This is a genomic window from Archangium violaceum, from assembly GCF_016887565.1.
GTDB lineage: Bacteria > Myxococcota > Myxococcia > Myxococcales > Myxococcaceae > Archangium > Archangium violaceum_B.
Genome location: NZ_CP069396.1, coordinates 8,937,048 through 8,949,946, shown reverse-complemented (window position 1 = coordinate 8,949,946; position 12,899 = coordinate 8,937,048). Strand labels below are relative to the sequence as shown.

9 protein-coding genes are annotated in these 12,899 nt (G+C 69.4%); 4 read left to right on the top strand and 5 right to left on the bottom strand.

From position 1 onward, the window contains the following. The first annotated feature begins 326 nt into the window (after window positions 1-326). Genes JRI60_RS35580 through JRI60_RS35565 form a run of 4 tightly spaced genes read left to right on the top strand, consistent with a single transcriptional unit; the run spans window position 327 to window position 5,029 of the window. Window positions 327-1,322 (top strand): hypothetical protein, encoded by a 996-nt coding sequence (locus JRI60_RS35580; protein WP_204220374.1) that lies wholly within the window; start codon window positions 327-329, stop codon window positions 1,320-1,322. Between the two features lie 56 nt (window positions 1,323-1,378). Further along, a complete protein-coding gene (locus JRI60_RS35575) occupies window positions 1,379-2,881 on the top strand; it encodes a C40 family peptidase (RefSeq protein WP_204220373.1) in 1,503 nt (500 codons plus the stop codon). 43 nt (window positions 2,882-2,924) lie between these two features. Further along, window positions 2,925-3,617, top strand: coding sequence for a response regulator transcription factor (locus tag JRI60_RS35570; protein ID WP_204220372.1), 693 nt, complete (start codon window positions 2,925-2,927; stop codon window positions 3,615-3,617). Further along, window positions 3,614-5,029: a sensor histidine kinase gene (locus tag JRI60_RS35565; RefSeq protein WP_239469891.1), complete on the top strand. Its 1,416-nt coding sequence runs from the start codon at window positions 3,614-3,616 to the stop codon at window positions 5,027-5,029. The genes JRI60_RS35570 and JRI60_RS35565 overlap by 4 nt, the downstream gene beginning before the upstream one ends. On the opposite strand, the gene JRI60_RS35560 is transcribed toward JRI60_RS35565, so the two are convergent. The 5 genes from JRI60_RS35560 to JRI60_RS35540 all read right to left on the bottom strand — a co-directional run bounded on the left by JRI60_RS35560 (window position 5,026) and on the right by JRI60_RS35540 (window position 12,785). Next, a complete protein-coding gene (locus tag JRI60_RS35560; protein ID WP_204220371.1) occupies window positions 5,026-6,411 on the bottom strand; it encodes an aldehyde dehydrogenase family protein in 1,386 nt (461 codons plus the stop codon). The genes JRI60_RS35565 and JRI60_RS35560 overlap by 4 nt on opposite strands. A gap of 116 nt (window positions 6,412-6,527) precedes the next feature. Then, complete coding sequence (locus tag JRI60_RS35555) at window positions 6,528-9,587, bottom strand: sensor histidine kinase (protein ID WP_204220370.1); 3,060 nt, start codon at window positions 9,585-9,587, stop codon at window positions 6,528-6,530. Between the two features lie 10 nt (window positions 9,588-9,597). Then, window positions 9,598-9,738, bottom strand: coding sequence for a hypothetical protein (locus JRI60_RS35550; RefSeq protein WP_204220369.1), 141 nt, complete (start codon window positions 9,736-9,738; stop codon window positions 9,598-9,600). Between the two features lie 51 nt (window positions 9,739-9,789). Further along, window positions 9,790-11,256: a sigma-54-dependent transcriptional regulator gene (locus tag JRI60_RS35545; protein WP_204220368.1), complete on the bottom strand. Its 1,467-nt coding sequence runs from the start codon at window positions 11,254-11,256 to the stop codon at window positions 9,790-9,792. Further along, window positions 11,253-12,785, bottom strand: coding sequence for a HAMP domain-containing sensor histidine kinase (locus JRI60_RS35540; protein ID WP_204220367.1), 1,533 nt, complete (start codon window positions 12,783-12,785; stop codon window positions 11,253-11,255). Before JRI60_RS35540 ends, JRI60_RS35545 begins: the two co-directional genes overlap by 4 nt. Between the last annotated feature and the right edge of the window lie 114 nt (window positions 12,786-12,899).

Genomic DNA, 12,899 nt, shown 5'->3' with positions numbered 1-12,899 from the left:
GCTTCATAGGTCGACCCGGCGGCCTGCCGCACCGAGAACCCTTCCTCCTCGACGGCCAGATCCTCCGGGGCTCCGCATCCCGCGCCAGCGCTCAACCACGACCACACGAGAATCCGGCTGCCCCAGGTCTTCCACCTGCTCTTCATCGTTGTTGCCACTGGAGCTCCTCTTCCGCTTCCCAGAATTCGATTCATCCTCTTCACCGATGGCCGTGGCCTCGGTCCTGGAGGCACCCGGGGCATCTTTCGGGTCACGGATTTCGCTCCACACTTCCTCAATAACTCCCGGGCAAGGTCTTCCCTGTCAGTTCAACCGAGGGGGAACCCATGTCGAGCATTGGCAAGTCGTTCAAGAAGGCATTCAAGAAGGTCAAGAAGACCACCAAGAAGGCGGCCAACACGGTCGCCGACGCCACCAAGGACGCCGCCAACAAGACGGCCAACGTGGCGAAGGACGCCGCCGACAAGACGGCCAACGCCGTCACGGGCGCTGCCCACACGGTGTCGAACGAGGTGGGCCGTGAAGCCCAGGAGCTGGCGCGCGACGTGGATCATCTGACTCGGGATACCGCCCGGTTCGCCGAGAAGGCCTATACCGAGGCATTGGAGGCCGGGGAGGCCGCCTGGAACGCGACCGTCGAGTTCACGGAGCGCTTCCTGACGGACGCGCTCGCCGAGCTCGCGGAGGAGCTGGCGGAGGAGGTCTGCCGCGACCACCGCAAGCTCATCGAGTGCATGGTCGAGACGGGGCATGAGCTGCTGAAGGATCCCACCAGCCGCAAGGACGTGGAGCGGCTCCTCGACGCCGCCGCCCACAAGCGGAGGGATGAGAACACCGAGAAGACGACGGACTCGCTGTCGAAGCACAAGTCGATGAACCGCCTGGGAGCCGAGGCTCGGGGCAAGGACCTCATCACCCTCTCCGTCGGCGCCGGCGGCGGCGCGGCCTTCATGGCCGGCGCCGAGGGCAGCATCGGCTTCGCCTACGACTATCCGAACAAGAAGCAGCTGCGCGGGTACTTCGGCGTGGGCGGCGTGTCCGGCTTTTCGATCGGCACGTCGATGGCCCTCCAGATTGGCGCGTGGGGGAGCATGCCGTCCAATCTCGACGGCCCCTATCTGGCGGTGGCCGTGGAGCTCTATGTCAAGGGCGGCGGTGGCATCCAGGTCGTCTTCTCCCTGCCCACCTCGGAGAGTGATTGGCTGGATTTCGCCAAGGGAGGAAAGCTCAAGCTCAAGCTCGCTGGCCTCGTCGTGTCCATGGGGGGTGGAGGCGAGTTCAGTGCCTCGGTCAGCGCTGGCTATACCTGGGTGTATCACTGACCTCGCGACGCGGGAGAAACGCCTTGCATCCACGAATCGCAACCACGCGTCGCGGCATGCCGCGCGCCTTGCCGTTGCTCATCGCCTCGCTCCAGCTCGTGCCCGTGTCCGCTCGGGCCCTGGGTCGGGAGGAGGTGATGGCGGAGGCCGCCCGGTTCGCACAGCACCCCTGGGAGATGCGCGCCGCCAACCAGAAGGGGACCTGCCCGGGGGAGTACCGCAGTGACCATGCCCTCGGGAAACAGATCGGTGTCCCCTATGCCTGGGGCGGTTCGATGGAGCTGGCCGAGTTCGATCGGCGCATCGGCGCGGGGCAGGCCGCTGGCAGCCACAGCGGCGACGGCATCCTGACGTGTGTCGCGGGAGTCGACTGCTCGGGCTTCGTCTCGCGGGTCTGGCGGCTCGCGAAACGCGAGTCCACTTCCACCCTCGGCACCGTGACCCGCCCCATCACGCTCGAGGAGTTGCTCCCCGGCGATGCCCTCAACAAGGCGGGCAAGCACGTCGTGCTCTTCGCCGGGACCCGTGCCGATGGCAAGCCAATCATCTACGAGGCATCCGGAAGCGCCTCGCGCGTGCGGATGGCGACTCCGAGCTGGTCCTATCTCGCCGGCTATGTGCCCATCCGGTACCCGGGCATCGAGGACAAGCCCGTGGTGGCCTCCGTGCCTCCTGCTCCGGCGCCCGTGGCTCCTGCTTCGGACGCCAGCGCTCCGCCTCCGCCCCCGGCCGCCACCGCGCCCCAGGTGGTTCTGGCCTCGGCCACCACCCCGGCTGGTGGGCCGGTCACCACCCGGCTCTCGCTTCGCTACGGGGCCGACGTGGGCTTCACGCCCGCTTCGGAGGACGCACAGTCCATGGGCCCCGACTACCTGACGGCGGGTCCGAAGGGGACCGTCGCCCTCTATGATCGGGTGCGCCGCCGGGTCCTGGTCCTCGGACGGGAAGGCATGCGCGGGTCCTTCGATGCCGGGCTCGCCGATGGTCTGGGCTTCACCCGCCAGGGCGAGCTCATCGTCATGGATGGCACCCGGCACCAGCTCCGTCTCCACCGCTCCAGTGGGGAACTGCTCCGCACCGTCGACATCCCGCGCGAGGGCCTCCTGGGAGCGCTCACCCTCGATGACGGCGTCCTCCTCGCCACTTCACCGGAGGGCGAGCAGAAGGTCATCGCCGAGCTGGTCAACGGAAAGCCGCAGCGGCCGCGCAAGAACGTGGACCTCTCCCAGCAGCAGGTGCTGCGTTGGAAGGAGCGCGCCGGGGGAGGGCGGATCGCGGAGGTGGGCGGGGAGAGCCTCACCCTTCCGGAAAAGGCCCGCGTCTCGGCCCGGCGGGTCGGGACGTGGATCGAGCTGGTGATCGCCACCAGCGATGCGGGAGGGAGCCATCTCGAGGTGAAGCGCACCCTGCGCCGGCGGGGGCAGGTGGTGAACCTTCCCGATGCCACGCGCGGCGCCTACACGCCCATCGCCGACCTGGCCGTCGATCCGGACGGCGCCATCGTCTACCTCGAGCCAGGAGCCCAGGGGGTCTCCCTGACCTGGCTCGATGCCGGATGATGCGATACTGGCGCACCACTCGCCGTGGGGAGGAGTCCTCTCGATGAGCAGCAACACCGGTCCCATCCTGGTCGTGGAGGATGATCCCCCCATCGCCGCTGGCCTCGTGCGAGGGCTGAAGCTGGCGGGTTTCCAGGTGACGCTCGCGACGGACGGACAGCTCGCGCTCGAAGCGGCGGAGCGGGAGCGGCCCGTCCTGGTGGTGCTCGACCTCAACCTCCCGGAGCGGGATGGCTTCGAGCTGCTCGAGGCCTGGCGGACGCGGCTGCGCGTTCCCATCATCGTCCTCTCCGCGCGCCAGGAACTCGAGGCCCGGTTGCGCTCCTTTGGCCTGGGGGCCGCGGACTATCTCGCCAAGCCCTTCTGGATGGAGGAGCTGGTCGCTCGCATCCGGACGCGCCTGCGGCTCGTGGACGAGGGCCCGCGGCGCGTGCTGCGCTGGGACGACATCACCCTGGACCTCGATGCCCGGGTGGTGAGCCGCGAGGGCGTGGGCCCCCTCTCGTTCACGCGCCACGAGCTCGATGTGCTCCTCTACCTCGCCGAGCGCCCGGGCCGCTCCCTCACCCGGGAGCAGATCGGCACCCAGGCGCTGCCCGCCAACGAGGAGCGGGACGAGCGGACGGTGGACTCCCACATCGCGAGGATCCGCAAGAAGCTCGGACCGGCGGGAGGGCGTCTCAAGACGGCCTGGGGTATCGGCTACCGCTTCGAGTTGTCGGAGCGCACACCGTGAGGCTCTGGAGGGGCCTGGGCCCGCGCATCCTCGTCGCCGCGGCCGTGATGGGGTTGCTCGGGACGCTCGGCGCCTCGTACCAGGCTTTCCTAGCGGGCGGAACGCTCGCCATCCGCATCAGCTCGCGGACCTTCAGCGAGGCCATTCTGAGGGAACACGGCGAGGCCTGCCGCTCCTCACCGGAGGGCTGGTCCTTCCGGATGCCCGATGGCGTGGTGCTGGAGGCCTTCGACGTCGCGGGCACTTCGGGCAGGCGCCCATCGCCCGAGCTCCTCGAACGCATGCGCGAGGGAGAGGAGCAGCCCGTCACCTTCTACTTCCCGCTCTTCGACAGGAGCGCCGTGTGGGGTGGGGCCACGCTGTTCCGGGTGGGGGAGGGCGGACCCTGTAGCCTCATCGAGTGCCGGTGGCCTCTCTTCAACGAGCGTTACAGGGAGGGCCGGTGGATGTTCCTGGCCGCCGTGCTCAGCTCGTCCCTCATGGCGGCGCTGTGTACCTTGGTCGTCATCGCCCCGCTGCTGCGGCGGTTCCGCCGGCTGCACCAGGCGGCGGGCGGCATCGGCGGCACGGCCTATGCGTCGGCGGGGGACGAGGCTCCCGACGAGCTGGGCGAGCTGTCCCGGGTGCTCGACGCCACCCATGGCCGTGTGCTGGCGGACGCGGCCCGCATCGAGGCCCAGAAGCACGCGCTGGAGCGGCATCTGGCGGACGTGGCGCATGACCTGAAGACGCCCATCGCCTCGCTGCAGCTGGCGCTCGAGCTCGCGTCGGCGGCTCCCTCCGAGGCGGTCCCCGAGCTGCTGGTACAGGGCCTCGAGGACACCGTCTACCTGACGGCGCTCGTGGAGAACCTCCGCCTGGCGTGCCAGCTGGGCGAGGGAGTGGATCCGCTGGCGGGGGAGCCGCGGGTCGAGCTCGGACAGACGCTCGAGCGCGTCGTGCGGAGGCTCGGCTTGCTGGCGCGGCGCAGGGAGCTGTCCCTGGAGGCCGCGCGGCCGGACGAGGACGTCTGGGTGCGCTGCAACCCGACGATGATGGAGCAGGCCATCGTCAACCTGGTGCACAACGCCCTCACGCATGGGAACAAGGAGGGCCACGTGGTCATCGTGCTCGAGCCCGAGGGGGCCGAGCGCTTCCGGCTGACCGTGCTCGACGATGGCCCGGGGCTGTCGCCGGCCGAGCTGGAGCACCTCGGGGAGCGCTCGTTCCGCTCGGCGGACGCGCGGCGGAGGGATCCGCGCGGGAGCGGGCTCGGAGTGGCCATCGTCCGCGAGCTGTGCCGGCGCGTGGGGTTCGGGCTCACGTTCAGCGCCAACGAACCCCATGGTCTGAAGGTGGTCATCGAAGGCGCGCGGGCCGAGCCCCCCGCGGAAGCTCTCGTGCTTCCGCGGACACCGGGAGACCGGGGTTAGAACGACAGCCGGAAGTGGATGGATTTCGGCCGGGTGAGCTGGTCGAAGCCCAGCGCGCTCAGGCTGTGTCCACGGCCCGAGTTCTTCACGCCAATCCACGGCAGCGCCGGATCCACCGAGTCGCAGCGGTTCATGTACACGGTGCCGCACTCGAGCCGGGTAGCGAAGCGGGCCGCGCGCTCGCGGTCCTTCGTCCACACGCTCGCCGTCAGGCCCAGCTCGGAGCGGTTCATCAACTCCAGCGCCTCCTCGTCCGAGTCCACCGGGGACAGGGGCAGGATGGGCCCGAAGGACTCCTGCTGCATCAGCCGCATGGAGGGGTTCAGGTCGGCCACGAGCGTGGCCTCGAAGAAGCGGCCCCGGCCGTCCACCTGGGTCCGCTTGCCGCCCACCACCACGCGGGCTCCCTTGCCCCGGGCGTCGTCCACCAGCCGCTCCAGCTCGGCCGGGTGGTTGGGCTGGGCGATGGGGCCCAGGCTCGTCTTGTCATTCATCGGATCGCCGAGCACGTACCCGCGCACCAGCGCCTCGCAGGCCTCGGTGAAGCGCTTGTAGAGCGAGCGGTGCACGTAGACGCGCTCCACCGCGCAGCAGCTCTGGCCCGCGTTGTACATGGCGCCGTCCACGACGTTCTCCACGGTCTTGTCGAAGTCACAGTCCGCCGCCACGTAGGCCGGGTCATTGCCCCCCAGCTCCAGGCCCATGTGGAGGAAGCGCGTGGCCGCCGCCTGCACGAGCCGCTGGCCGCCATACACCGAGCCGGTGAACACCACGTGGTCCACCCGGCGGTCTCCCACCAGGCGCTCGCTCGTGGGGTGGTCGCAGTGCAGCGCCTGGACGAGGTGGGGGGGCGCTCCGGCCTCGGAGAAGGCGCGGGCGAAGTGCTCTCCGCACAGCGGCGAGCGGGGCGAGTGCTTCACCACCACCGCGTTGCCCGCCAGCACCGCCGGTACCACCACGTTCACCGCGGTGAGCAGCGGGTAGTTCCACGCCGGGAGATCCAACACCACGCCCAGCGGCTCCTTGACGATCCGGCGCTCGAACCCCTGCTTGGGCGGCAGCACGATGTCCGCCAGCGAGGCGTCGGCGATGGAGATCATGTAACGGGCGCGCTCGGCCATGCCACGGATCTCCCCCCTGGCCTGGCTCAGGGGCTTGCCCATCATCCGGGAAATGTCGGTGGCGATGGCGTCCGCGCGGGCCTCCATGGCGGCGACCATGCGCTCGCACCAGGCCTTGCGCTCGGAGAGCGGGGTGGCGCGCGCGGCCCTGGCGGCGGACCGGGCCTGCTCGAGGACGGTATCGATGGCCGCCTCATCCGCGAGCTTGACGGAGCAGGCGACGTCTCCGGTGTATGGATTGTCAACAGTCAGCAGGGTCATGGCTGACAAGGTAATGTGCTCGGCCACTTCCGGCCCCGGGCAAGCAGCGGCTCCCGTTGGCTGAAAGAAGGGCTGCCTTCTCCAGAACGGACCGGGCGTTCGCTCCTGGACGTCTCTCATGGAGTCTTGAACGCTCGACGTATCCAGCGCCGCCATCTGTCCCCGGCACGCGGGATGTAGGCCCGGCTGGCGGAGAGGGAGAGGACCACTTCGGTACCCCTTCCGACGCCGCTCAGGATGTCCAGGCGTGCCCCGATCTTCTCCGCCCGCTCGCGCATGCCGCGAAGTCCCCAGTGACCGGCTCGGCCACCAGCGCGGAGGAGCGACGAATCGATCCCTCTCCCATTGTCGCGGAAGCGCAGGCGCAGCTCGTCCACGCCGTACGAAAGCCCTGCTTCGATCTCGCTCGCTTCCGCGTGCTGGAAGGCATTGAAGAGCGCCTCTCGGCCGATGCGGTAGAGCTCGTCGGCGACGAGCGGATCCAACGCGCGTGACGTTCCCTCGACGAGGACGCGAAAGGCCGGAGCGTGGTTTCCGCCGAGCTCGCTCGCGATCGCCGTGAACGCGTCGGCGAGGTCCGGCATGTCGCCGCTCGACGCGCGCAGCTCCCGCACCCGATCGCGCCCCTCGATGAGCACGTCTTCCGCGCGGTCGAGTGCCCGATCCACACCGTCTCGGAGCTCGCCCTGTGGCAGGCGCGCGGCGACGGACTGGAAGTGCAGCATCAATCCCTGGAAGCCCTGCAACAGCGTGTCGTGAAGCTCGCGGGCGATCCGCTCGCGCTCGGCATGGCGTTCCTCCAGGCGCTGGCGCACGCGCCTCGTCATCTGCCGCAAGCGGAGGACGTACAGCAGCCACAACAGGCCCGAGGCGGCGAGCGCACAGAGCGCCAGGAACCAGCGGGTCTCGAAGAACGTCGGCTCGATCTCGAACGCGAGTGATGCGCCCTGCTCGTTCCACACGCCATCGTCGTTGGCGGCGATGACCTGGAAGCGGTAGTGGCCCGGCCCGAGGTTCGTATAGATGGCCTCGCGCCGTGTTCCCGGGTCCTGCCAGCCGTCGTCCACGCCCTCGAGGCGGTAACGGAAGGCGACACGCTCGGGCACGGCGAGGCTGAGCGCGCTGTAGTCGATCTTCAGGCCGCGCGTGCCCGGCGGCAGCCGGAGGTCAGCCCGTGGCGCATGGCGCTGGTCGCCAGCGATGATGGAACGAATCACGACGGACGGTGGCCGGGGATTGCGGTGGATGCGTTCCGGATCGATCCACGCGAGTCCGTTCGTCGCGGCGAACCAGAGTTTCCCGTCCGTGCCCTCGACCAGCGTCGGCAGGGGCCGGACCTGCTGCGCGGCTCCCGGCATGCCGTCCAGCATGTCGAAGAGCTCGAAGGGCATCCGGAAGTCCGGCTCGGCGAGCGCCCGGCGCAGGTCGTTCGCCGAGATACGCACGGCGCCCGCGTTGCCGTTCACCCAGAGCGTCCCATCTCGCGTCCGCAGCAGGCCCGTGACACCGGTGAGCACGTCCGGTCGCGTGGCGGCGAGCGGACGGAAACGTCGACCATCGAAGGCGGCCATTCCCAGCTCACCGCCCACGAGCGTGTCCGGGCCCGGGAGGATTTCGCTGACGGTCCCTGTCCTCAATCCGTCGGCCTCGGAGAACACCTGCGCCCTGGGGCCATCCACGATGGCCAGCCTGTTCTGGCCGTACCCCAACCACACGCGCCCCTGCTCGTCCGTCACGGCGCGGGTGGGATGCAGCTCCGGCAGGTTGGCGATTCCACCACGGGGTGTCCACGTATCGTCGTCCAGCCTGTAGACAGTCGACGCACGAAAGGACATCCACAGCCGCCCGGCACCGTCGCGCGTGATGGCCTGCACCTTGTTGCCCTCTTCCTTCTTCGGAATGGGCAGGGGTGTGAATTTCCCGTCGGCGAAGCGCCACGCGCCTTGCCGGCCGCCCAGAAGCAGGCTGCCGTCGGTATCGTGGTAGGCCGCCGTCACTTCGGCGGAGAAGCCGGGCACGGGGCTGGGATGCGGATCCAGCCGCCACAGGCGATCGGTGGGGCTACCATCGGCCGCGGTCCCGACCCACATCGCACCGGCTTCACCGGGCAGCAGCGCGAAGTACACCAGCAGCTCGGGAAAGCGGACGGTCGTGACGTCGTTGCGCCGGAAACGGTCGAGCCCGAGTTTCGTCCCCACCCAGATGTCGCCTTCTTGATCCTCCAGCAGGGTCATCGAGAAATCGGACGACAGACCGTCCAGCGCCGAGAACATGTCCCTGGAGAGAGCCTGACGGTGGAAGGGCAGGTCGAGGGCGTAGGGGGTCTCGGTACGACAGAGGGCGACGGAACAAGCGACCGTCCATAAGGCTCCCTCGCGGTCGAAGAGCAGCGAGGTCGAGTGCTGTGACGTGGTGGAGACTGTGGCCGACCGCGACGGCACGTCGGGACCCTGAAGCGGGCTGAGTCCCTTCTCGTCGTACTTCCAAAGAGTCCCGTCGTTCGTGAGATACAAGTAGGAGCCCGGCTGCGCGTCGGTTTCGACGCGTTCGAAGCGCCGCGCACCGGTGCGAAGCACATAGACGCCGTCGTCGGTGGAGGCCCACAGGGTGTCCGTCCGGTCTCGAGCGAGCACGGCGTCGCCAGGTCTCGCGAAACCCCACCGCGCGTCGGCCAGCTGCCAGACGCCCTGCTCGAGGACGTAGGGACCTTTGCTCGTCATCGCCCAGATACGCCCGTCGCCATCCTCCTCGAAGCCCTCGATCGGCAAGCCCTGGGGAAGGCCGTTCTCGGAGCCATGGTGGGTCACCACGCCGTCCTCGAGGACGCTGGCGCCGCCGTAGCTGTAGCTCACCCACAACCCACCCGACCGTGAGGCGAACAGCGCGCTGACCGAGTGCGACGCCGTGCTTCCCTCCGGCAGCAGGTCGTATCGCTCGAAAACGACTCCGTCGAAGCGCCAGAGCCCCGCGGACGTACCCAGCCAGAGCCAACCGTCCTCGGTCTGCGCCATGGCCCAGATACCCGCGGGCGCGCCGTCCTTGAGCGTCCACGAGGTATGATGGAAATCCTTGATGAAGCGGGCCGGCTCCGCCGCGTGTGCACCGCCGAACGCGCAGCACAGCAGCAAGCCGATGCCCGTGATGCATCCCAGCCACCTGATACCCGTGGTCTCCACGGAGCGGAAGCTACACGCTCACGGCCCGGAAGACCCCAGGTGAAACCCGGCGGCCCGAGAAGGAGCCGGTGACGATGAGGCTGCCATTGGCGTCGGTGGCCACCGCCGCCGGGTACACCACCGCGGATACCCAGGGGGCGGAGTTTGCCATTCCCGCCCGGCCCGAGTGGTCCTCGTCCATCCGGACAGCGAGCGCCGTGGCTCAGCGCCCGGTGCTCGTGTCCTTGAAGTCCGCGACCGACAGACCGTGCCGGCGCAGCAACTCGTAGAAGTCGGTGCGGTTGCGCCCGGCCATGCGTGCCGCGGCGCTCACGTTCCCTCCGCTGCGGCGCAGGGCCTCGACCAGATAGCCGCGCTCGAAGGCGTCACGCGCCTCGCGGAGGGTCGGCAGCGGGGCGTCGGCCCCTGGCGGTCTGGGGAGCTGGGCGCCCGGTGCGCTCTCCTCCATCGAAGGGGGCTCGGAGCGAGGGGGCGACTGCACGAGGTGGGCCAGATGCTCCGCCCGCAGCTCCTCGGAGGCCGCCAGCAGCACCGCGGCCTCCATCACGTTGAGCAACTCGCGCACGTTGCCCGGCCACGTGTAGCTCCGCAGCAGCTGGAGGGCATCCGCGCTCAGGTGTGGCACCCTCATCCCGTTGTGCGCCGCGGCCCGCTCGAGGAAGAGCTGGGCCAGCAGCGGAATGTCCTCCGGGCGCTCGCGCAACGGCGGCATGGTGAGCGGCACCACGCACAGCCGGTAGTAGAGATCCTCACGGAAGCGGCGCACCTCCACCTCCTCGCGGAGATCCCGGTTGGTGGCCGCCACCACCCGCACGTCCGCCTCCTCCTCGGTGCTCGAACCCACCCGGGTGTAGCGCCGCTCCTGCAACACCCTCAGCAGCTTCACCTGCACGCTGGGAGGTGCCTCGCCCACCTCGTCGAGGAAGAGCGTCCCGCCACGCGCGGCCCCGAAGAGCCCCTCGCGCGACTGGGTGGCGCCGGTGAAGGCCCCCTTCACATGGCCGAACAGCTCGCTCTCCAACAGCTCTGGAGGCAATGCCCCGCAGTTCACCGCGACGAAGGGCCCGTGTGCACGGCGGGAGAGCCCGTGCAGCAACCGCGCGGCGAGCTCCTTGCCCGTGCCCGACTCGCCGAGCACCAGCACCGTGGCATCCGAGGGGGCCACCCGGGCGATGTGCGCACGCACCTGGGTGATGGCCGGACTGTTACCGAGCAGCCGCTCGCGTGGAACGCCGGCCACGATGCGGCGCAGGTCGTCCACCTCGCGTTGCAGGGTCGTGCGCTCGAGCGCGTGCACCAGCTTCTGCAACAGCTCGTGGTCCTGGAACGGCTTGGTGAGGAAGCCATAGGCGCCCCGGCTCATGGCCTCCACCGCGGTCTCGATGGTGCCATGCGCGGTGAGGATGACCACCGGCAGCCCCGGGTGGCGCTCCCGTGCCTGGGCGAGCACCTCCAGGCCATCCGCGTCTCCCAGCTGGAGGTCGAGCACCATCGCGTCGACCTCGTCGCGCTCCACCCGCGCGAGTGCCTCCTGTCCCGTGGGGACGCTCGCCACCCGCATCCCATGGGCCTCCAGGCGCAGGGCGATGAGCTCACACAGTTCGAGGTCGTCATCCACCACCAGCACGCGATTGGCGGGGGAGGACGGAGGCTGGGGAGTGGGGCTCATGCAAGGCTCCGGTCGGGGGGCGGCGCAGCGGGAATGGCCTCGGAAGAGTAGCGGGGTGAAGTGGGACGATCGAGCGGTATCCAGACGGCGAAGGCCGCTCCCGGGCCCGGCTCGTCGAGGAGCACCACCTCGCCTCCATGCGCACGCATCATCTCGCGCGCCAGCGGCAGGCCGAGGCCTATCCCCGGAGAAGTGCTGTTGCCCACCGGAGAGGTGAAGAAGTGTTCGAAGAGACGGTTGCGAACCTCGGGCCGGACTCCCGGGCCCTCGTCGCGCACCACCACCCGGGCCCAGCAGGTGCCGGACGCGGCGTGACCCGGGGGCCCCTCCTGGGTGATGGTGCGCACGATCCGCACCCGCTTTCCCCGTGAGGAGACGCGGATGGCGTTGCCCAGGAGGTTGGCCACCGCGCGCTCGATGAGGGCGGCGTCGAGCGAGGCGGGGGACAGCGCTCCCTCCTTCTCCAACTCCAACCGGACTCCGGCCGCTTCGGCCTCGCTCCGCATGTCCTCCATTGCTCGCAGGAGCACGTCATCCAGCAGGCAGCCCGCCTCGCGCCTCAAGACCTTTCCGGACTTCACGCGGGACATGTCGAGCAGCGCGGACACCACGCGGATCTCCCGTTCGCAGGCACTGCGGGCCAGCTCCACCACCCGCCGCTGCTGCTCGTTGAGTGGACCGATGGTGCCGTCCGCCAGCAGCCCGAGCGCGGCCCGGAGCCGTGTGAGCGGAGTGCGGAGATCGTGCGATACGGAGGCCACGAAGGCGTCCTTGAGCTGATCGATCTCCGCCAGGCGTGCGTGTGTCCGCTGCAGCTCGGCGGCCAGCTCCTGCACCTCGATCGGTCCCCCTACCTGCGCGATGGATTTGGAGTTCCCCTGTCCCACCTGCTGGGCCTGCCTGGAGAGCAACTCCAATGGCTGGGTCACCCCTCTCGCCATCCAGCGTGCCACGCCCCACGCGGCGAACACCGCCAGGACTCCGAACACCAACCCCACGCTGATCGCGGTGGCACCGATGCCATAGGCCTCGGCCTCCCGCTGAAGCACCACCTTGTGCAGGGAGTGCACGATGGCGATCCATGCATCCGTGAGGTTCTCGTCCCAGGAGAGCCGCTTCTCACGCATCGCGGGATCGAACAGGCGCGCGCAGGTGTTCTCCTCGATCACATACCGTGCATAGTCGCGGTAGTGCTCCGCCGTGTTCCGGATGCTCGGCTGGATGGCTTCCCCGTGCCTGGCCAGCAGCGTTTCCAACTGGTGCAGTGGCGCCTTCATGGAGTCCGCGATCGCCGGTCCGACGGCCGGGTCGCGCTCACACCTCAGGATGGCATGCCGGGCGGCGACCTCGATGCCCCAGGTGGCCTGGTGGACGGCTTCCTCCTCCTGCACCTTTCCCAGATGCTCCTCCCGGATCTCCGTGAGGAGGCTCGTCATGCGGACCAGGGCCACCACGGCGAACGCGGCGGCACCGAGAAGCACGGCGGTGAGCAGCGCGTGGGAGATGAGCAGTCGTTGGACGAGTCGCATGTCTTGGGCTGGCTCCGAGGTGCGAGTCCTAACGCGCTTCCGCCCCGCATTCACGCAAGAGTGAACCCGCTCGTCCACTCTCCAACCGCGGCGTCGGCTGGAACGGACAGGTGT

What these genes read in the sequence shown, in the direction of transcription:
- JRI60_RS35560 (WP_204220371.1), bottom strand. Translation starts at nt 6,411, where the DNA reads ATGACCCTGCTGACTGTTGACAATCCATACACCGGAGACGTCGCCTGC.
- JRI60_RS35550 (WP_204220369.1), bottom strand. Translation starts at nt 9,738, where the DNA reads ATGGCAAACTCCGCCCCCTGGGTATCCGCGGTGGTGTACCCGGCGGCG.
- JRI60_RS35570 (WP_204220372.1), top strand. Translation starts at nt 2,925, where the DNA reads ATGAGCAGCAACACCGGTCCCATCCTGGTCGTGGAGGATGATCCCCCC.
- JRI60_RS35580 (WP_204220374.1), top strand. Translation starts at nt 327, where the DNA reads ATGTCGAGCATTGGCAAGTCGTTCAAGAAGGCATTCAAGAAGGTCAAG.
- JRI60_RS35545 (WP_204220368.1), bottom strand. Translation starts at nt 11,256, where the DNA reads ATGAGCCCCACTCCCCAGCCTCCGTCCTCCCCCGCCAATCGCGTGCTG.
- JRI60_RS35575 (WP_204220373.1), top strand. Translation starts at nt 1,379, where the DNA reads ATGCCGCGCGCCTTGCCGTTGCTCATCGCCTCGCTCCAGCTCGTGCCC.
- JRI60_RS35540 (WP_204220367.1), bottom strand. Translation starts at nt 12,785, where the DNA reads ATGCGACTCGTCCAACGACTGCTCATCTCCCACGCGCTGCTCACCGCC.